Here is a 20,205-nt window from a genome sequence, read left to right as displayed (position 1 = left end):
ATGCGCCTCAGGGCTTGGGCGCTGCCGGGGCGCCCGACCCCATCATGCGGCGCAGATCGATCAAAGCCTTGGGGTTACCCGGATCGCCGACGAGCAGTGGACGCTCGACGAACTTCGGATTGACCAGGCTCTTGTCGGGCACGAAACCGTCGAAGCTCAAGCCGGCCAGATCGGCCCAGGTGTGGAGGAAGTGCGTGGTGCTGTAGGGCCGCTCAAGGTCGGCCGAAAAATCGCGCCGATCGCGCGCGCGCCAGGCCGGCGCCGTCCAGACCAAGAAGGGAATCGTGTACATCGGCGGCGTCGGCTTGCCTTCGTTGCGCCCAAGTACACTATGCCCCGGCGAGTCATAGACGTCCTCGCCATGGTCAGAAAAATAGACCAGGAAACCCGGTGCCTGCGTTGCGGAAAAGCGCTCGATCAGCGTCGAAACGACGTGGTCGTTGTAACGCACCGCATTGTCGTAGGTGTTGATTACCTCGGCCTGCGCGGCAGTCGCCCAATCCGGCAAGCCCTGGCGATCCTTGAACACCTCGTACTGCGGCGGATAGCGATACTCGTACTTCATGTGCGTACCGAGCAGATGCACCACGATGAACTTTCGCTCGGCTGGATCGGCCAACACCTTGGCGAACGGCTCGAAGACGTTCTCGTCGTACTCGCGCGAGTTCTGCGTCCGGGTATGGTTGAGGTAGAACTGCTCGTCCATCTGCTGCGAGAAGTTCGTCAGCATCGTGTTGCGCTTGGTCATCGTCTGCTGGTTGGTGATCCAGAAGGTCTTGTAACCCGCCTGTTTCATCAGATTCATCAGCGAGACCCGCTGGGTCAGCTGCTGATCTGGATTTTCCTGGTCGGCCAGGGTCAGCGCTTGTTGCAGCACCTCGATCGTATAGGGGCGCGGCGCCACAACCTGCTTGAAGACGGACAACTCCTGGCGCATCGCATCGAGCTTGGGCGTGGTTGACCGAGGATAGCCGTAAAGGCTCATGTGATCGCGGTTGGTCGACTCGCCGATCACCAACACCAGCGTCGCCGGCAAGCCGGCGTACGCGTCCTTGAGGTTGGGCAGCGGCGGCAGCTGCTTGTTCTCCTCGAGCAAGGCCTCCATGTTGGCCAGCTGGGTTCGGTACTGGGTGTAGCCAAACACCAGCTGCCAGGGGACCGCGGGCTCGAAACGCTTTTGCAGGATTTCCGACGCCTCTTCAGACGAAAAACGCCCCTGGCGCAACTGCTTGTACTGGGGATAAACAAAGAGGGCCGCAACGATCAGGAGCACCAGCGCCCAGGCCTGGCCACGCCCCGTCGCCAGCGGTCGAATCCGGCGCCAAAGCCACCAGGCCCCGACGCTGTAGATCAGGAAAGCAGGCACCATCCACCAGACGAAGTACTGGGCGAAATATTCTTCAGCCTCGGCCGGATTCGACTCGAAGAGGATGAAGATCACGCTCTGGGAAAACTCCTGCTGGTAGATGCAGAAATACCCGAGGCCGACCAGCGAGGTCGCCCACAACAGCACCCCGATCGCCGCGCTGAGCGCGCGCGCCCGGCGAGGAAAGATCAACAACGGGATGAGCCACAGCGCGCTGACGATGACGGCCTGACGCAGACCGTAGAAGATCGTCGCGTCGAACACCTGCAACAGCACGTGCAGAACGCCCGAAAAATAAAGGAAGAAAAGGTAGGCGCGGCCAAGCCCCGCCCAATCAAAACTGCCACCGGAAAAACGCTGCCCCACCGACGATCCCGCTCCCACCATATCCACCTCGTGCGTCAAACGGCCGATCCTCGCGGTTCAGCACCGATCCATGGTCAAGAAAAGCGGTCAGGGCGCAGCCAGCGCCAAGGTCCGCAGAAAGGCGTCGGCGCTCTGGAAGCCGACGACCCGCACATTGGGTACTTCGACCCCACGCGCATCGAAAAACACGATCCCTGGCGGACCGAACAGACCGAAACGGGCAAGCAAAGCCTTGTCGTCGTCGCTGTTGGCCGTCACGTCGACCTGCAGCAAGGTCCAGCCCGCCAGGCGCTGGCGCACCCGGTCATCGGCGAAGGTCGAACGCTCCATGTCCTTGCAGGCAACACACCAGTCGGCGTAGTAATCGACGAGCACCGGCCGCCCCGCGGCGCTGATCCGCGCCTCAAGCTCGGCCAGCGTGCGCACCCGCTCGAACGGCAGCTTGGGCGCAGCCTCCGTCGCCCGCAGGCCGGCCAGCGGACGCCAAGGATCGCTCGCCCCCGAAAAAGCACCGACCAACTGCACGCAACCCACCAGCAGCAGGACGACGGCCACGCCTTTGAGCACGCGCAGCCCCGCCGGTGCATGCACCGGCAACGGATCGATTGCGCGCAGCCAGATCGCCGTGACGATGCAGAGCACGGCCCAGCCGCCGAGGTAGAACGCCGGCGGCAACACCGGCGCGAGCAGCGACCAGGCGGTGGCCAGCAGGGCCACGCCGAAAGCTTTCTTGACCCCGTCCATCCAGGCCCCGGCCCGAGGCAAGAGCGCACCGGCCGAAGCCCCGACGGCCACCAGCGGAACGCCCATGCCCAGCGCCATGAAGAACAGGGCCACGCCCCCCAGGAGCGCATCCCCCGTCTGTCCGATGTAGAGCAACGCGCCGGCCAGCGGCGCCGCGACGCAGGGGCCGACGACCAGCGCCGAAACGGCGCCCATCGCCGCCACACCGGGCAGCGAACCGGCCCGAAAATGCCCGGCCTCCTCCGTCACCTGGCTTTGCCAGGCACTCGGCAGCTGCAGCTCATAGACCCCGAACATCGACAACGCCAGCGCCACGAAGAGGACAGCCATTCCGCCCAGCACCCAGGCGTTCTGCAGCGCCGCCGCAAGCAACGTCCCGGACAGCCCGGCGGCAACCCCGGCCGCAGCGTAAGCGACCGCCATGCCGAACACGTAGGCCAGCGAGAGCAAGAGGCCGCGGCGCGGTGTGACCTGCGTTCCGGCTCCGACGATGATGCCGGAAACGATGGGCAGCATCGGGAACACACAAGGGGTAAAGGCGAGCAGCAGGCCGAAGCCGAAGAAACTGACGACGACCAGCCAGGGCGCGGCTTCGCCCAGCCAGCGGCCAATGGTGCCGGATTCGTCGCCACCGAGGCCTGCCGAAGCCGTCACCGCACCGGCCGGCGGCAATTCGACCGGCAGGCTCTGGCGAAGCGGCGGGTAGCAGACGCCGGCCTCGGCACAGCCTTGGGACGTGATGTGCAGCGTAGCGGCAAGCGCCTCGCCGGGCGGACGCTCGACAGGCAAGGTCAGGCGCACCCGGTCGTAATAGACGTCGACCCGACCGAAGGTGGCATCCTCCACGGACTTGCCTTTGGGCAGCCGCGGCGCGCCCAGCGCGGCGCCTTCGGCGTCGAGCTGAAAGCGGAATTTGTCGCCGTAAAGGTAATAGCCGCGGGTGATCTCGAAGCGCACCTCCAACGTCCGTGCGTCGATCGCCCGCACCTGCGGCTTGAACGCCAGCTGCGGCGGCAAGGGCTGGAAAGCCGCCGCCGCCTGGCACCAGAAGATCAACACGAGCAACACGCGAAGCATCATGCCTTTGTCGCTCCCGCAGCACCGGGAGCGGGCGAAACCTGCGTTTCCGCTGCCACCCAGGCCAGGTAATCGGGCAAACCGCGGCTCACCGGCAAGGCCACGATTTCGGGCAATTCATACGGGTGCGCAGCGCGAATCGCCGCGGCCAGCCCGGCGTAAGCCACGTCGGTTGTCTTGCAGAGCAGCAGCGCCTCGTCGGCAGTCTCGACCACGCCTTGCCAGCGATAGATCGAGCGCGCGCCGGGAAGGACGGTCGCGCACGCCGCGTGACGCGCGTCCACGAGCGCTGTCCCCAGCGCTTCGGCCTGAGCCCGGTCGGGCAAGGTGGTCAGTACGAGCAGGATATCCATCGCCGTATTCTAGCGCGAGCGCGCAGCCTCCTGACGCACCGACCTTAAGCCCGGCTTCAGGCCGGCGTCAGTGACCAAACCTCGTGATCGTCGGCGCGCATCGCCTGTTCGCCCAGCGCGTAAGGCAAAGGGTCGCCCCCCAGGCCAAGCAGGGCCACGCTCGCCGCCCGCGGCACAAGACCGGTGGGCACGACAACCCACCTCGGCACCTGCCCCGACTCGGTGTCCAGCGCCAACGCCGGATGGCGCGAGGCCCGGCCGGTCTGACGGTCGCGGATGCCCAGCAACAAAGCCTCGGCCCGCCCGGAGAGCAAGGTCGCCTCGGCCCACAGGCTTCCGTCGGCGCGGGCGCAAAGGGCGCGCACCTGCATCAGGAACGGCGTCCCCCCCGTTTCGTTCTCGACCGACAACAGGGTCTGCAAGGACAGGCGACTGCCCCCCGCCGCCGCCGGACGCAGCACACGCACCGCTTCGCCGTGACGCGCCAACAGGCGCCAGCGCTCGCCGGGCTCTTCGCGCACGCTGTCCGCGGCTTCGGCATGCCCGAAAACGGCCATCCGCTCGTGCCGGACATGGCTGACAAACGAGGTGCTCGAAGCTTGCAGGTCGTCGAGCACGCCGCGCCCGCCAAGCCGACGAAAAACCGGTTCGATGCCGACCACCGCCGTAATCGGCACGCCATCCTTGCCGTCAGCGGAACACACCTCGATCGTTTGCTTCAAGCGCTGCATCAACAGCCCCAGCAACTCATCGCAAGCGCTCGCCGACAGGCCTTCGCCGAGCCGAAGACTGGCCGGGCTTGCGCCTTCGAGCAGCGCCTCGCGTCGCCGCTTGAGCTTGCGCAGGACGCAGTCGAGCTTGAGCCAGCGCAAGGCCTCGCCCGCCGCCCCGACGCCAGCGAAAGCCTGCTCGCCGCCCACATCGACGCACAACGCTCCGGGCTCCGGTTGATTCAACAATTCAGCCAACTCGCGCCAACGCGACAGCCAGCGCGCGGCCGCCACGTACTGGGCGCGCGTCAGGGCTGCCGGCCGCGCCAGCTCGAGCATCAGCAGCAGGACGTACTGTCCGCTCACGGTGGACTGGCCGTCCTCCTCGCCCAGGCGCTCTTCGACTTCACGCTGCTCGCCCTCGAGCATCCCCGCGCCATGCAGCGCGGTGTGCGCCAGGGCCCAGAACCCATCGTTCAGGGCATGCCGGGCAACGTCGCCGTGCCAGCGTTCGAAGCGCAGGCAGGCCAGCAACCGGTGCGCGGCACGGGCGCCGTGCGCGGTGAAGCCCTCTTCGCCGGCCAGGCTGGCGTAGAGGCAATGCAGGTAACCGAGGGCCAGGGCGCGCCAGACGCCGCGCACCATGGACAGGGTGGTTGCCGCCCCCGCAGGCAGAGGCAAAGGCTTGCCCTCGTAACGCGAACTGGCGACGGTGCTGGTGTCGTAGGCGGCGCGACGCAGCACCTCAAGGATCTTGTAGCGCTCGCGCGCCGGCAAGGCGTAGCGATTGAGCGCCGCCAGCGCACCATCGAGGGACTCGAGCATGGTGTCGACATTGGCGCGTGGAAGCCCGGCCAGCCACTGGGCCGCACCTTCGGCGTCGGAAAACGCGACGCGCGTATCGGCGCGCATCGCCGGGGGATTAACCCAGGTCATCCTTACCTCCGCAGGACAGGATCGTTAGCGTTCGGTACCGTGCCGCGGGCTCCTTGCAACCCGTGTGGTCCCGGCTTGGCTCGCGCCCGCCGGGACTCTTTGTGCTACCGGACCAACCTGAGCGAAGCACTCACTTGTTCGGGTCTTCGCACAGCTCAAGCAGCACACCGCGCGTCGACTTCGGATGCAGGAAGGCGATGTCGAGGCCCTCAGCGCCCTTGCGCGGCGCCTTGTCGATCAGCTGAACGCCCTTGCCTTCGAGCTCGGTCAAGGTGTCTTGCAGGCCGGTGCAGGCGATCGCCACGTGCTGGATGCCCTCGCCCTTTTTCTCGATGAACTTGCCGATCGGGCCTTCCGGATCGGTCGATTCGAGCAGCTCGATCTTCGACTGGCCGATCTTGAAGAAGGCGGTCCGCACCTTCTGCTCCTTCACTTCCTCGATGGCGTAGCACTTGAGGCCGAGCTGCTTCTCCCAGAACGGGATGGCTTCGTCCAGACTCTTCACGGCGATGCCGATGTGTTCGATGTGCGACAGGTTCATGGCGTTGTCCTTAAGTGAGAAATCATGACAGCAGAAACGGCGACGGGGAGATTATCCGATAAAACGTCGGCTCCGACGACCTCCGCTTCATCGCCCGGCCCGGCGCACCGTCCCGGACGCGGCAATGTTGCCGGCGCGGGCGAACGCCTCGACGTTGGCCTCGATGCCGTCGGGGTCGTACAGGTAATTGACCATCAGTCCGTAGGCTTGCTTGAAGCCGTTGGGCGAAGTGTCGGCGAGCGGGTTGATGCGTTCGACGCGCGCACCGTTGCCGAGGTGGAAGCGCGCGACAGGATCGAAAGGCTTGGCCACACTCGCGCCGGGCTCGCCCCCCTTCTCCCCGCGCTCGGCAGCCTTGGCGTGCAGGAAATAGCGCGCGGCCAGACGCGTCAGCGCCGGCTGCAAGGCACGCGCCAGACGTTCGTTGCCGGCCCAGGCGCCGTCGGCCAAGAGGGCGCGCAGCGCGTCCTCGCTCGGCACCGCGCCGTCCGGCAGATGGCGCGCGAGGCGCTCGCGCAGGTCGGCGTCGAAAACCGTCGCCCATTCCTGCGGGTGCTTCTCGACCCAGCGCCGCAGGCCGGGAATCGGCGACAGGGTGGCGAACTGTTCAAGGCGCGGGAAATCGCGCTGCAAATCCTCGATCACCCGTTTGAGCAGGAAGTTGCCGAACGACACCCCGCGCAGACCGACCTGGGTGTTGGAGATCGAATAGAAGATCGCCGTCGTCGCCCGCTGCGCATCGAACACCGGTGCCTGCTCGTCGAGCAGCGCCTGGACGCTGCCGGCAAGCTCATCGACCAGCGCCACCTCGACAAAAATCAGAGGCTCCATCGGCATGCGCGGATGGAAAAAGGCGTAGCAGCGGCGGTCTGAATCGAGGCGGTTCTTGAGGTCTTCCCAGGAGCGGATGGCATGCACCGCCTCGTAGGTGATCAGCTTCTCAAGCAGCGCTGCCGGCGAGTTCCAGGTGATGCGCTGCAGCTCGAGGAAACCGACGTCGAACCACGCCGCCAGGCGCGACTCGAGCTCCCGGTCGAGCGGACGCAGCACCGGATCGGCCTCGCTGTAGCGGATCAGGTCGGCACGCAGATCGACGAGGAATTTCACCCCCGGCGACCAGGCGTTGAACTGGGTCAGGATGCGCAGGCGTGGCGAGCGCAGCGCTGCCCGCAGGGCCGATTCCGCAGCCCACTGGGCGTCGGTCCCGAGCGCGGCCTGATACGCCTCGTGCGCCTTGGCAACGCGCGCAGGCTGCGGCCCGAACTCGGTGGCGATGAGGCGCAGAAAGGCGGCGCGGCCAGCATCCGACAGGCCGCTGTAGGTCTCGGCCAGGCGCGCGGCGCGCTGGCGCGCGGAAACCTCGCCGCCGAGCGCTTCGGCACATTCCTGCAGCTGGGCGCGCAACTGCGCCCGTTGGCGCTCGCTCAGATCATCCGACCACGCCTTCTCGGCCAGCAGTTTGCGTACCTTCTGAATCCCACGAGCGACAATTCCATCGGACATCACACGTTCTCCATTCGGTCCCGACTGCGGGCCGGGGCAGCGTCAGTTTCGCCGTCGTCCGGCCCGCAGCAACAGGATGACGCCGGCAAGAACCATGGGCAGCGACAACCACTGGCCCATGCTGATGACTTCCGAATGTCCGAAGATGCCGGCATCGGGCGTACGGAAGAACTCGGCGACGAAGCGCAAGGCGCCGTAGCCGATCAGGAAAACAGCGGACACGGCGCTCACCGGCCGCGGACGCGCCGAATAAGCCCACAGGATGACGAACAGCAGCACGCCCTCGAGCCCGGCCTGATAGAGCTGCGACGGATGGCGGGGCAGGAGGTCGACCTGCGGAAAGACCATCGCCCAGGGCAGGCTCGGGTCGGCGACGCGGCCCCACAGTTCGCCGTTGATGAAGTTGCCAATACGCCCGAAGGCAAGGCCCAAGGGCACCAGCGGAGCGATGAAATCGGTGACCTCGAACCAGGCCCGACCGTGCTTGCGGGCAAACAGCGCCATCGCGGCGAGAACGCCGAGAAAACCGCCGTGGAAGGACATTCCCCCCTGCCAGACGGCGAGAATGGCGAGCGGGTTCGAGAGGTAGTAGCCCGGCGCGTAAAACAGCACTTCGCCGAGCCGACCACCGAGGATCACACCGAGCACGCCATAGAAAATCAGGTCGTCGAGTTCGGGCAGCGTCCACGGCCGCGTTGCAGACGGCAACGCCGCCTGGATGCGGCGGCGGCCCAGCCACCAGAACTGGAGGAAGGCCAGGAGGTACATCAGGCCGTACCAACGCACGGCCAGCGGGCCGACGGCAATCGCGATCGGATCGAACTGGGGATGAATCAGCATGCAGCCATTGTACGCCGATCCATGCGCCGAGAGGCCGCCGTCCGCCGTCCCCCTGCATCGTGCAGCGATGGCCGGCGCGGCTTTCGGCTAGAATCCAGGTACTGACCGGCACGCGTCCCCGCGTCCAAGATCCGCTTTGTTTGGAGAACCGCCATGCCCCATTACCGTTCCCGCACTTCGACCCACGGCCGCAACATGGCCGGCGCACGCGCCCTGTGGCGCGCCACCGGCATGAAGGACGGCGACTTCGGCAAGCCCATCATCGCCGTCGTCAACTCCTTTACCCAGTTCGTGCCCGGCCACGTGCACCTCAAGGACCTGGGGCAACTGGTGGCGCGCGAGATCGAGGCCGCCGGCGGCGTGGCCAAGGAATTCAACACCGTTGCCATCGACGACGGCATCGCCATGGGCCACGACGGCATGCTCTACAGCCTGCCTTCGCGCGACCTGATCGCCGACTCGGTCGAATACATGGTCAACGCCCACTGCGCTGACGCCATGGTGTGCATCTCCAATTGCGACAAGATCACCCCCGGGATGCTGATGGCCGCGCTGCGCGTGAACATCCCGACGATCTTCGTCTCCGGCGGGCCGATGGAAGCCGGCAAGGTGCAACTGCAAGGCAAGGTGGTGCATCTCGACCTCGTCGACGCCATGGTCAAGGCCGCCGACGGTCGGGTTTCGGACGAAGAGGTCGCCGCCGTCGAACGTTCCGCCTGCCCGACCTGCGGCTCGTGCTCGGGCATGTTCACCGCCAACTCGATGAACTGCCTGACCGAGGCGCTTGGCCTCGCCTTCCCCGGCAACGGCACGCTGGTCGCCACGCACGCCGACCGCAAGAACCTCTTCCAGCGCGCCGGACGCGAGATAGTCGAGCTGTGCCGGCGCCACTATGAGCGCGACGACGCATCGGTCCTGCCGCGTGCGATCGCCAGCCTCGCGGCCTTCGAGAACGCGATGACCCTCGACGTCACGATGGGCGGCTCGACCAACACCGTCCTGCACCTCCTGGCCGCGGCGCAGGAAGCCGGCGTCAACTTCACCATGGCCGACATCGACCGCATCTCGCGCAAAGTGCCCTGCCTGTGCAAGGTCGCGCCGATGACCGACAAGTACCACATCGAAGACGTGCACCGCGCCGGCGGCATCTTCGGCATCCTCGGCGAACTCTCGCGCTGCGGTCTGCTCCACCTCGACGTGCCGACCATCCACAGCAGCACGCTGGGCGAAGCCATCGACCGCTGGGACGTGTTGCATCACGCCGTGGACATCCACGTGCATGAATTTTTCCGCGCCTCGCCGGGCGGCGTGCCGACGCAGGAAGCTTTCTCGCAGAACCGCCGTTACCCCGAACTCGACCTCGACCGCACGCACGGCTGCATCCGTGACCGTGCCAACGCCTACTCGCAGGACGGCGGTCTCGCCGTACTCTCCGGCAACCTCGCGCTGGACGGCTGCATCGTCAAGACCGCCGGCGTCGACGAAAGCATCTGGCAATTTACCGGCCGGGCACGCGTCTTCGAAAGCCAGGACGCCGCCGTCAAAGCCATCCTAGCCGACGAGATCGTCGCCGGCGACGTGGTCGTCATTCGCTACGAAGGGCCAAAGGGCGGTCCGGGCATGCAGGAAATGCTTTACCCGACCTCCTACCTCAAATCCAAAGGCCTCGGCAAAGCCTGCGCCCTGCTCACCGACGGCCGCTTCTCCGGCGGCACCTCGGGCCTGTCGATCGGCCACGCCTCGCCGGAAGCCGCCGAAGGCGGCGCGATCGGCCTCGTCGAGGACGGCGACCGGATCGAAATCGACATCCCCGCGCGGCGCATCCACCTCGCCGTCCCGGAGGCCGAACTGCAGGCCCGGCGGGCGGCCATGGACGCCCGTGGCGACGCCGGTTGGCAGCCCGCCGCACCGCGCACGCGCATCGTCTCGAAGGCCTTGCAGGCCTACGCCCTGATGGCCACCTCGGCGGCCACCGGCGCGGTGCGCGACCTCTCGCAACTGCGCCGACGCTAGGACACGCCGATGACCCTCAACCTCTGGTTGGCCTTCGTGCTCGCGGCGATCCTCATCGCCGTGAGTCCGGGGCCGGGTGCCGCCCTGAGCATGAGCGCCGGCCTGCGCCACGGCCAGTTCGGCGCGTTGCCGGCGATCTTCGGTTTGCAGGCGGCGCTCCTGATCCAGCTGGCGATCGTCGGCATGGGGCTCGGCGCTGTGCTCGCCGCCTCGGCCACCGCCTTCGCCGTGGTCAAGTTCGCTGGCGCGGCCTACCTCGTCTGGCTTGGCGTGCAGAAATGGCGCCGCGCCGGAAGCGACGACGTCGCGCAAGGCAAAGCCTTGCGCAGCGGCCTCTTTCGTCAGGGCTTGCTGGTCAACCTGACCAACCCCAAGGCCATCGTCTTCATGGCCGCGCTGACGCCGCAGTTCATCGATCCAAACCGGCCGCAACTGCCGCAGTTTTTGATCATCGCGCTGACCATGTGCGTCACCGACACGATCGTCATGTCCGGTTACGCGCTGCTCGCCAGCCGCCTCGGCACCTGGCTGCACGACGCGCGCGCGCGCCGGGCACAGGACCGCTTCTTCGGCGGCCTGTTCATCGGCGCCGGAGCCCTGCTCGCCACGTCCAGCCGCCACTGAAACCGAGTCTCTGCATGCCCCGCCCGCCCCTGCACCGCCCGCTCGCCGCGCCCCTGCACCGCCCGCTCGCCGCGCTCCTGCTCCTGGCCGGAGCGCCGTTCGCCGCGCACGCCGACGCTGCGCTGGCCAAGTCGCGCAACTGCATCGCCTGCCACAAGAGCGAGACGCAGGCCGTCGGCCCGGGCTACCATGACATTGCAAAACGCTATGCCGGACAGCCCGATGCCGCCGCGCGCCTGGCAAAGAGCATCCGTTCGGGGAGCAAAGGGCAATGGCCGCCAGCCAAGGGCCCGGCGTTGCCGATGCCGCCCAATCCGACCGTCAAACCCGAGGAAGCCGAGCGCCTGGCGCGCTGGATTCTGAGCGGCGCTCGCTAAGCCGCACGGAAGAACACGACTGACGACCTGAGCACGGCGGATTCGCCGTGTTCAGCCCGCCTCATCGGCCAGAAACTCGTCCGGCTGCGCCACCCGGTTACGGCCCTGGCTCTTGGCCAGGTAGAGGGCGGCATCGGCGCGCAACAGCAGCCGTTCGGGCGTTTCGCCGAATTTCGGCACGGTGACGGCGACGCCGATGCTCACCGTGGCCGTGCCGCCGGCCACCGGCGTTACGGCGTGCGGAATCGCCGCCGCAGCGACCGTCGCGCGCATCGCTTCGGCCAGACTGAGCGCCGCCGCGAGATCGGTGTCGGCCGCCACCACCGCGAACTCCTCGCCGCCGTAACGCGCCACCAGATCGCCCGCGCGCCGCGCGGCACCGCGCAGGAAGTGAGCCACCCGACGCAGGCAGTCGTCACCGGCCTGGTGACCGTAATGGTCGTTGTAAGGCTTGAAGAAATCGACGTCGACCATCAACAACGCCAAGGGCTGGCCCGAGCGTTGCGCGCGCGCCCATTCCTCAACGAGGGCGAGGTCGAAGTGACGGCGGTTGGCGAGGCCGGTCAGGGCGTCGGTCACGGTCAATTCGGTCAGTTGCCGATTGGCCGTCTCGAGCGCCTCCGTACGCTCACGCACCTTCACTTCGAGCGACGCACTGAGGGCCTCGGCGGCCGTCTTGGCCTCGCCCAGGGCGGCATTGGCGGTTTCGAGCTGAGCCGTGCGCGCGCGCAGTTCACGGTCGGTCGCGCGCAAGGTTTCGATCTGCCCCTGAACGGTGGCGGCCATGACGTTGAAGCCCTGAGCCAGATCCCCAAGCTCGTCCGGCGCCCGCACCTCGATGCGCCGGGCGTAATCGCCACGCGCCAGACTGCCGCTCATCTCGACCAGTTCGGTCAACGGCCTTGTGAGCCCCTGTACGAAGCGTCGCCCGAGCAGCGTCCAGAGGACCAGCACCACGCCGCCCGCCAGCACCATGCTCGTGGCGATCCACATAATCTGGCGGGCGATGCCCGTTCGCTGGCGATCCGACGCCTCGCCGACGCGTTCAACGATCCGCGCCGCGACCTGCAGCATCTCGTTTTCGTTATCGATCTTGCGGCGAGTCAACTCGGCGAAGCGCTCGAACGCAGCCCTCAGCACCTGGACGTCCTGAGCGATCGAATAGGCGACGATCTGCGTCTCGACCACCGGTGACTGCTGACGCAAGGCGCCGGCCTCACGGACAATGACATTCAGGTGGGTACGTAAACGTTGCACCCACTCGACGTCGCGGCTGAGAATGTACTCCTGCTGTGCCAGGCGTGCCTCGAGCGCCGCCTCGGATAGGCGCGCGACGGTCGCGTCCAGGCGCGCGGGCACCGGTTCGGCGCGCAGGCCACGGACACTCTCCTGCAACTCATCCGAGGCCTTGCGCATACCGCTTTCGAGCGCCCGCACCTGTTCGTGGAAATAAAGGTACTCGTTCAGGCGCTGGGCAAAGCCGCGCATGTGCTCGAGCACCTCGTTGTCCTCCTCTCCCGCCCGGCGCACGAAGACACGCCCGGGAATTCCGGCCAGCAATTCGCCGGCCGAGGCCATGAGGTCGCGCACCGCCAGCGCGTCGCCCCGCTCGTGGCTGATGCGAAAGCGCAGCAAGGTGCGCTCGATCGCCCCCACGCGCGATTCGAAGCGCTCCAGCTTCCAGAGCGCGGCGTTGCTCGTATACACCATGGACAGCGAGACAAACACGGCGAACACATTGAGGAGCAGCACCGTAAACAGGGACAGGAACAAAAGGTTGAGCTTGCCGGCCAGACGCTGCCGCCGGTAGTACTCGAGCCAATGGTCGAGAACGCTCATGTGCCCCCGCCCACCGTCGTCACGCCCGCCGCGCCCGCAGGCGCGCCTCGGCGCGTTCGAGCAGGCGCACATGCTGCTCGGGGAACTCGAGGAACTGGGCGAACAGGTCGAGCCCGACCCCGGCCACGACCGGCGGTGCCGCCAGATCGAAGTTGAAGGCCCACGCGTCGCAAGCGCTGATCTCGGCCCGGATGGCCCGCTGGAGCGGCGAATAGTCCGACTCCGGAACGGCCTGATTGGGCGGCAGCGCCCCGGTCAAACGACTCATGAACCGCTGGGCATCGACGCTGGCGAAATAGCGCAGCACCGCCTTGGCCCCGACCACGTTTTTCGCGCCACGCGGCAGCACCAAGCCGTCGATCGGCCCCAGCGCGACGCGCGGCACGCGCGCGTCGATTTCGGGAAACGGGAAGAAACCGAAATCCTCGCCTTCGCGCCAGTCGTACTCGGGCCCCGCGTAGTAGCCGATCAGCCAGCTCCCCATCAGGGTCATCGCCGCTTCGCCGCGAAACACCTGCGCCGCCGAACCGCGCGCGAAATCGATGTCGTTCGGACGCGGATTGAAGGCGCCCAGCCGCACCAACTCGCGCCACAGCGCGAAAGCCCGGCTCACCTCTGGGTCGGTGAACGCCGCCTGACCGGCCAGCAGGCGTTCGCGGAAACCGGCCGGCGCGCTGCGCAGCAGCAAGTAATCGAACCAGAACTGGGCCGGCCATTTGCTCTGGCTGCCCAGGGCAATGGGCACGACGCCACGCTGCTTGAGCCGGACGACGGCGCGCAGCAGCGCGTCCCAGGTGCGCGGCGGCTCGATTCCGTGCGTGGCAAAAACACGGCGGTTATAGAAAAAACCGACGAAGTGCTGGGTCAAGGGCAGCAGGTAGATCCGTCCGCCGTACATCGCCGACGACTGGATCACGCTGGGGGTGAAGGCGCGGCTCAACTCGCCGAGCGGCAAGGTATCGTCGAGCGGTGCCAGTTGCTCGACGATGGCCTGCACGCGCGCACCGGCCCAGTACGAGTACAGGTCGGCCGGGTTGCCCAGACGCAGGTCGTCGAGGATGCTGGTCTTGAAGGACTCGTGGTCAACCGCCACAGCGGCGAGGCGGTGCGCCTGCGAGACGTCGTTGAAGGTCTCGGCCAGCTGTTCCATGCCGCGCGCCAGCGCGGTATTGAAAGAAAAATAGTGCAGCAGGGAAACGCTGCGTCGGAGGTTTTTCTCGCCCTCGATCTCGCGGCCGCAAGCGGCGAGCAGGCCGCCGGCCAAAAGGGAGAGCATCCGCCGCCGCCCGGGGGAGAAAACCTGAGCGGACGACGAAGCCTGCACCTTAGAACTCCATCGCGTCGGCGAAGCTCAGCGCGTGCAACTGGGCGCGGTTGAACTGTTCAGACGAGAGCCCGAGCATTCCGGCCCGTTCGGCCAGGAGGGCACCGTCCTCGCCTTCGCTGACCTGCGCCAGTTCGAGGAAGGGGCCATAGACACCGCCGCGCCCGAGCAGTGCGTCGCTGATCGGCTCGGGCAGGTGCATGCTCTCGAGCACCTTGTCCATCGACACGCCGAGCAGCAGGTCGAGCAGCGAGAAGGCGCCGGTGATGAACAGGTTGTCGTACTCCTGCCGCTCGACCAGGCCGTGCGAAAGCTCTTCCATCAGCCGCGCCCGGGTCAGCGCGGTGTGCAGCAAGGCCGGCGCCATCGGGTCCTTGCTCGCGGTGGCAAGGAGCAGCGACAGCCACTTGTTGAGCTTGTCGTACCCCAGGATGGTGACCGCATGGCGGAAGGACTGGATCTCGCACGACAAACCGAAACCGGCCGAGTTGATGTAGCGCAGCAGCTTGTAGGAAAGCGCCACGTCCTGCTTGAGCGCAGCCTCGATGTCTTTCACATCGGCGTTCTTGCGCACCAGGTTGAGCACGCGCACGATCTGCGCCTGACCGGGATTGAGCGCCTTGCCGACCGGGGTTCCCGGGTGTTTGAAGAACCAGCTCGCCGCGGCGGCGAGGCCGGCGTCGAGGCAGGCTTTGAAGGCCGCGCCGTCGAAGACGTTGTAGGCCACGCCGATGCCGTGCGCCTGCGCCTGCAGGGCCGCACCCTTGAGTTCGGCGGGCGAAAGCCGGCGCGCATCGAACGCCAGGAAGCGGACCGGCAAGTCGGCGGGAACCACGACATTGCCGCCCTCGACGCGCAGGCAGAGCGACACGCCGCCGGCCTGCAATTCTGCCGCCAGGGCCCGTCCGTCCTCGCCTTCGAGCAGAGTCGAGGGCACTTCGAGCGTCACGTTGGCCGGCGCCACCCAGTCGAGCAAGCGGGCGTCGAGTGTCGCGCCGCGGCAGTCGATGAACACCGGTTTCTCGCCCTGCGGCCAGCAATCCCCGAGGGCGTTGAGCTGCGCTGCCGCGTCGGCACAGGTCGCGCCGTCGACGAAGTGCAAGGTCAGACGGTTGGCGATGATCTTGCTCTGGCGATTGACGAGCGGCTGGCGGGAGATGAAAACGGAGGGCATGACATTCAACCTGTGACAGAAGACGCCGGCACCGAAGCGACGGCGTTGGAAAACTCGAAGGCGTCGGCATGGAAGTCCTCCGCCGCGAGATGACATTGTCCAATAAAATCGTGCCGCGCGGCAGTCACCAAGCCGGGCGGACCGCTGACGCAGACGTCGAATCCGGTCAGGTCGGGATGATCGGCCATCACCGCGGCATGGACGAGGCCGCGTCGACCGCCCCAGACCCCGTCGTTGGCCTCGTCGGGATCGGCCAGCACTGGAACGAAACGGATCTGCGGATGCGCGGCGGCCCAGCCGGAGGCCAGTTCGGCCAGATAAAGGTCGGCCGCCCGCCGCCCGCCCCAATAAAGGTACAGCGGACGCGGCAGACCGTTCGCGATTTCCTGCTCGATGATGGCCTTGAGCGGTGCGAAACCGGTCCCCCCGGCGACCAGCACCGCCGGGCGCCCCTCGCCTTCGGGCAACCCGAAACGGCCGTAGGGCCCGCGCAGACGCAGGATTTCGCGCGGCCGCATGGCGCCGAACACGTAATCGGTGAACACCCCGCCCGGCACATGCCGCACGTGCAGTTCCAACCCCGCCCCGGGCTGCGGCCGCGAGGCCAGGGAAAAGGCGCGCCGCTCACCGTTCTTGAGCAGGATGTCGAGGTATTGGCCCGGGCGGTATTCGAAATGCTCCTGCCCCGGCAGACGCAGTTCGATCCGCATCACGTCCGGGGCCAGGCGATCGAGGCGTTCGACGCGCGCCGGCAGGGTTTTGACCGGCGGTTCGCCGGCAGGACGCGTGGGGGGAGCGGCCAAGCTCAGGTCGCCGAGCGCCCGCGATTGACAGAGCAAGGTTTCGCCCGCGGCCTGCTCGGCGGGCGTGAGCGTGTAGCCGGGCGGCCCGGGATCGAAGGGGCCGGACAACACCTTGCCGCGACAGGCGCCGCAGGCGCCGTCGCGGCAGCCATGGGGCCAGGCGACACCCTGGCGCAAGGCCGCGTCGAGCAAAATTTCGCCCGGTTCGGCGGCAAAGGCCTGGCCGCCGGGCTGTAGCGTGATCCGGAACCCCATCGAACCCCCTGCCGACTCGATTCCGGTAGAATCGCGCCGTGCAAAATCTACTCATCGTCGGCTGCGGAGATCTCGCGCGCCGTGCGCTTCCCTTGTTGCTTGGCCACTATCGGGTCTACGCCCTGCTCCGCGATCCGGCGCAAGGCGCGTTCTGGCGCGCCCAGGGCGCCCGCCCGCTGATTGCCGACCTCGACGTCGCCGACGGTCTGCCACGCTTGGCGGGGCTGGCCGACATCGTCCTGCATTTCGCGCCACCGCCCGGCGAGGGCGAAACGGATCGTCGCACCCGCGCCTTGCTGGCGGCCTTGAGCCGTGGAAAAAGTCTACCACAGCGCTTCATCTACATTAGTACGAGCGGCGTGTATGGCAACTGCGCCGGTGCCCGCGTCGACGAAACCCGCCCCCTGGCGCCGACGACCGCGCGCGCGCGCCGGCGGGTCGACGCCGAACGCCGCCTGCGCCACTTCGCCGGCCGCCATTCGACGCGCCTGTGCATCCTGCGCGCGCCGGGCATCTACGCCGCCGACCGCCTGCCCGTCGAGCGCCTGCGCGCCGGCACCGAAGCGCTGCGCCCGGAAGACGACGTTTACACCAACCACATCCACGCCGACGACCTCGCCCGCCTGGTCTGCGCCGCCTTGCGCCGCGGCCGCGCCAACCGCTGTTACAACGCCAGCGACGACACCCGCCTTAAAATGGGCGACTATTTCGACCTGGTCGCCGACCGCTGCGGCTTGCCGCGCCCGCGCCGCATCGCGCGCGCCGAAGCCGAACGCACGCTGTCGCCGACCCGCCTCTCTTTCATGAGCGAATCGCGCCAGCTCGAAAATCGGCGCATCAAAACCGAACTCGGCTTCCGCCTGCGCTACCCGACCGTCGTCGACGGCCTGGCGGCAGCCACTTCCGAAAGCCCCTCCGCATGAGCTACCTGATTGCCAAAACCCTGCACCTGCTTTGCGTTTTCGCCTGGTTCGCCGGGCTCACCTACCTGCCGCGCCTGCTCGTCGCCGCGGCGGCCGTCGAGCCCCAGGCCCACGCCGAACGCCAGCGCCTGCTGCAACTCGCCAGCAGCCTCTGCCGCTTCACCCTGATCGTCACCGCGCCGGTGCTGCTCACCGGCCTCTGGCTGTGGATGGGCTTCGAACTCAAGGGCGGCTGGCTACACTACAAGGCGACGCTGGCCGCCGGCCTCTTCGCCTACGCCCTGCACTGCCGACGCATCCTGCTCGACATGAAATCCGGGCACAACCTCCGCACTGTCGGCTGGCTGAAGGTCTTCGCACACGGCCAGATCCTCGTCCTCGTGGCGATGGTCGTGCTCGCCGTGTTCAAACCCTTCTAAGCCCTTCTAAACCTTTCTAGGACTTCTCCGTGGAACGCTTTTTCGCCACTTGCCCGCGCGGGCTCGAGCCCCTGCTCGCCGAAGACCTCACCGCCGCTGGCGGCATCGAGCCCACGCCCGTCCCGGGCGGCGTGCACTTCACCGGCGATTGGCCCGCCTGCTACGCCGCCAACCTGCATTCACGCATCGCCACCCGCATCCTGTGGCGCGTCGCGCACGGCGCCTACGCCCGCGAGGACGACATCTACCGGCTGGCGACGGAAACGTCCTGGCCGCGCTGGTTCACCCCGGCGCGCACGCTGCGCGTCGACGTCACGGCGGTGAAAAGCCCGCTCAAGAGCCTCGAATTCATCACCCTGCGCATCAAGGACGCGATCTGCGACCGCTTCCGCGACGACACCGGCGAGCGCCCGAGCATCGACACCCGCGAGCCGGACGTGCGCGTGCATGCCTTCCTCACCGCCGACCGGTGCACGCTCTACATCGACACCTCGGGCGCCCCGCTCTACCAGCGCGGCCTGCGCCAGAAGACCGTCGAAGCACCGCTCAAGGAGAACGTCGCCGCCGGCATCCTGCGCCTCTCGGGCTGGCAGCCGGGCACGCCGCTGCTCGACCCGATGTGCGGCAGCGGCACCTTCCTCTGCGAAGCGGCGCAGATGGCACTCAACGTCGCGCCCGGCGCCGGCGGCCGCCCCTTCGGCTTCCAGCGCCTGAAGAACTTCAACCTCGACCTGTGGCGCGATCTGCTCGACGCGGCGCAGGAACACGAACTGCCCGCCGCCGAAGCGCAGATCTGGGGCAGCGACATTTCCCCGGTCGCGGTGCGCGCCGCGCTCGCCAACCTCGACCGCGCCGACCTCCTGCCAGCGGTAACGTTGGCGACCGGCGACCTGCTCGAACTCGAGGCCCCGGCCCCGAGCGGGGTGATGATCGCCAACCTGCCCTACGGCGAACGCCTCTCGGAAGCCGACGAACTCGCCGCCTTCTACCCGCAGCTCGGCGCAGCCCTGAAGCGCAATTTCGCCGGCTGGACCTGCTACCTGCTCACCGCCGACCTGCGCCTGCCCAAGCTGATGCGCCTCACCCCGAGCCGCAAGATTCCGCTCTACAACGGCGCGCTCGAGTGCCGCCTGTTCGAGTTCCGCATGGTCGCCGGCAGCAACCGGACCTAAGCCCTGACCGTCGATTGGATTGATTTCGTGGACCTCATCCTGCTGCTCAAGGCCGCCGTTCTCGGCATCGTCGAAGGCCTCACCGAATTCCTGCCGATCTCCTCGACCGGCCACCTGATCCTCGCCAGCACCCTGCTCGGTTTTCACGACGAGCGCGGCAAGCTGTTCGAGATCGTCATCCAGTCGGGCGCCATCCTGGCGGTGTGCTGGGAATACCGGCAGCGCATCGCCCGCGTCGTCTGCGGCCTGCCGCGCGAGCGCGAGGCACAGCGCTTCGTGATCAACCTCATCCTCGCCTTCCTGCCGCTGGCCGTCCTCGGCCTCTTGTTCGGCAAGGCGATCAAGGCCTACCTCTTCAACGCCCCGACCGTCGCCGCCACCTTCATCCTCGGCGGCGTCTTCATCCTCTGGGCCGAGAAACGTCAACACCGGGTGCGCGTCGAAGAGGTCGAGGAATTGACCGCGCTCGACGCGATCAAGCTCGGCTTCGCGCAAGCACTGGCGCTGATCCCCGGCACCTCGCGCTCGGGCGCGACCATCGTCGGCGGCCTGTTCTTCGGCCTCTCGCGCCGGGCGGCGACCGAGTTTTCCTTCTTCCTGGCCATCCCGACGATCCTCCTGGCCAGCGCCTACCAGCTCTACAAGGAACGCCACCTGCTGGTGATCGACGACCTCGGGCTGTGGGCCGTCGGCTTCCTCACCGCCTTCGTCTCCGCGTTCTGGGCCGTGCGCGCCTTGCTGCGCTACATCAGCACGCACGATTTCACCCTCTTCGCCTGGTACCGCATCGCCTTCGGCGGCTTGATCCTGATCACCTGGCACTACCAGCTGATCGCCTGGAGCTGA

18 protein-coding genes are annotated in these 20,205 nt (G+C 67.3%); 7 read left to right on the top strand and 11 right to left on the bottom strand.

Annotation, left to right across the window (positions count from 1 at the left end; genetic code table 11):
- Positions 1–7: 7 nt before the first annotated feature.
- The 7 genes from cptA to lgt form a co-directional block, all read right to left on the bottom strand.
- On the bottom strand, positions 8–1,753 hold the full coding sequence (cptA, locus tag QMB55_RS10725) for a phosphoethanolamine transferase CptA (protein WP_497588699.1): 1,746 nt from the start codon (positions 1,751–1,753) through the stop codon (positions 8–10).
- Between the two features lie 66 nt (positions 1,754–1,819).
- Complete coding sequence (gene dsbD, locus QMB55_RS10720; protein ID WP_497588698.1) at positions 1,820–3,556, bottom strand: protein-disulfide reductase DsbD; 1,737 nt, start codon at positions 3,554–3,556, stop codon at positions 1,820–1,822.
- On the bottom strand, positions 3,553–3,906 hold the full coding sequence (gene cutA / locus QMB55_RS10715) for a divalent-cation tolerance protein CutA (protein WP_497588697.1): 354 nt from the start codon (positions 3,904–3,906) through the stop codon (positions 3,553–3,555). Before cutA ends, dsbD begins: the two co-directional genes overlap by 4 nt.
- A gap of 56 nt (positions 3,907–3,962) precedes the next feature.
- Positions 3,963–5,552 (bottom strand): cyclic-di-GMP receptor FimW-related protein, encoded by a 1,590-nt coding sequence (locus QMB55_RS10710; protein ID WP_497588696.1) that lies wholly within the window; start codon positions 5,550–5,552, stop codon positions 3,963–3,965.
- 130 nt (positions 5,553–5,682) lie between these two features.
- Entirely contained in the window at positions 5,683–6,093 is a 411-nt protein-coding gene (mce, locus tag QMB55_RS10705) for a methylmalonyl-CoA epimerase (RefSeq protein WP_497588695.1), read from the bottom strand.
- Positions 6,094–6,180: 87 nt separating this feature from the next.
- Complete coding sequence (locus QMB55_RS10700; protein ID WP_497588694.1) at positions 6,181–7,596, bottom strand: malonyl-CoA decarboxylase; 1,416 nt, start codon at positions 7,594–7,596, stop codon at positions 6,181–6,183.
- 42 nt (positions 7,597–7,638) lie between these two features.
- Positions 7,639–8,436 (bottom strand): prolipoprotein diacylglyceryl transferase, encoded by a 798-nt coding sequence (gene lgt / locus QMB55_RS10695; RefSeq protein WP_497588693.1) that lies wholly within the window; start codon positions 8,434–8,436, stop codon positions 7,639–7,641.
- Between the two features lie 153 nt (positions 8,437–8,589).
- Between lgt and ilvD the strand changes: the two genes are divergently transcribed.
- The 3 genes from ilvD to QMB55_RS10680 are packed head-to-tail and all read left to right on the top strand — an operon-like array spanning position 8,590 to position 11,450.
- On the top strand, positions 8,590–10,449 hold the full coding sequence (gene ilvD / locus QMB55_RS10690; protein ID WP_497588692.1) for a dihydroxy-acid dehydratase: 1,860 nt from the start codon (positions 8,590–8,592) through the stop codon (positions 10,447–10,449).
- Between the two features lie 9 nt (positions 10,450–10,458).
- Positions 10,459–11,073 (top strand): homoserine/homoserine lactone efflux protein, encoded by a 615-nt coding sequence (rhtB, locus tag QMB55_RS10685; protein WP_497588691.1) that lies wholly within the window; start codon positions 10,459–10,461, stop codon positions 11,071–11,073.
- A gap of 14 nt (positions 11,074–11,087) precedes the next feature.
- On the top strand, positions 11,088–11,450 hold the full coding sequence (locus QMB55_RS10680) for a c-type cytochrome (RefSeq protein WP_497588690.1): 363 nt from the start codon (positions 11,088–11,090) through the stop codon (positions 11,448–11,450).
- 51 nt (positions 11,451–11,501) lie between these two features.
- Here QMB55_RS10680 and QMB55_RS10675 read toward each other — a convergent pair whose 3' ends face one another.
- The 4 genes from QMB55_RS10675 to QMB55_RS10660 are packed head-to-tail and all read right to left on the bottom strand — an operon-like array spanning position 11,502 to position 16,845.
- Positions 11,502–13,289, bottom strand: coding sequence for a GGDEF domain-containing protein (locus tag QMB55_RS10675; RefSeq protein ID WP_497588689.1), 1,788 nt, complete (start codon positions 13,287–13,289; stop codon positions 11,502–11,504).
- A gap of 19 nt (positions 13,290–13,308) precedes the next feature.
- Positions 13,309–14,565, bottom strand: coding sequence for an ABC transporter substrate-binding protein (locus QMB55_RS10670; RefSeq protein WP_497588688.1), 1,257 nt, complete (start codon positions 14,563–14,565; stop codon positions 13,309–13,311).
- Between the two features lie 49 nt (positions 14,566–14,614).
- Entirely contained in the window at positions 14,615–15,787 is a 1,173-nt protein-coding gene (locus QMB55_RS10665; RefSeq protein WP_497588687.1) for an EAL and HDOD domain-containing protein, read from the bottom strand.
- Between the two features lie 5 nt (positions 15,788–15,792).
- Positions 15,793–16,845: a CDP-6-deoxy-delta-3,4-glucoseen reductase gene (locus QMB55_RS10660; protein ID WP_497588686.1), complete on the bottom strand. Its 1,053-nt coding sequence runs from the start codon at positions 16,843–16,845 to the stop codon at positions 15,793–15,795.
- A 38-nt stretch (positions 16,846–16,883) separates the two neighbouring features.
- On the opposite strand from QMB55_RS10660, the gene QMB55_RS10655 reads away from it, so the two are divergent.
- From QMB55_RS10655 to QMB55_RS10640, 4 genes are read left to right on the top strand one after another with little or no spacing between them, the layout of a single operon-like run.
- Positions 16,884–17,768: an SDR family oxidoreductase gene (locus QMB55_RS10655; protein WP_497588685.1), complete on the top strand. Its 885-nt coding sequence runs from the start codon at positions 16,884–16,886 to the stop codon at positions 17,766–17,768.
- Positions 17,765–18,187, top strand: a complete 423-nt coding sequence (locus QMB55_RS10650; protein ID WP_497588684.1) for a CopD family protein — start codon at positions 17,765–17,767, stop codon at positions 18,185–18,187. Before QMB55_RS10655 ends, QMB55_RS10650 begins: the two co-directional genes overlap by 4 nt.
- Before the next feature lie 29 nt (positions 18,188–18,216).
- A complete protein-coding gene (locus QMB55_RS10645) occupies positions 18,217–19,359 on the top strand; it encodes a THUMP domain-containing class I SAM-dependent RNA methyltransferase (RefSeq protein ID WP_497588683.1) in 1,143 nt (380 codons plus the stop codon).
- A gap of 27 nt (positions 19,360–19,386) precedes the next feature.
- Positions 19,387–20,205 carry an undecaprenyl-diphosphate phosphatase gene (locus QMB55_RS10640; RefSeq protein ID WP_497588682.1) on the top strand — a complete coding sequence of 273 codons (819 nt, stop codon included), beginning with the start codon at positions 19,387–19,389 and terminating at the stop codon, positions 20,203–20,205.

The organism is Propionivibrio sp., from assembly GCF_041441355.1.
Taxonomy (GTDB): Bacteria; Pseudomonadota; Gammaproteobacteria; order Burkholderiales; family Rhodocyclaceae; genus Propionivibrio.
The sequence above is the reverse complement of the archived record's forward strand: the minus strand, read 5'-3'. Positions and strand labels throughout refer to the sequence as shown.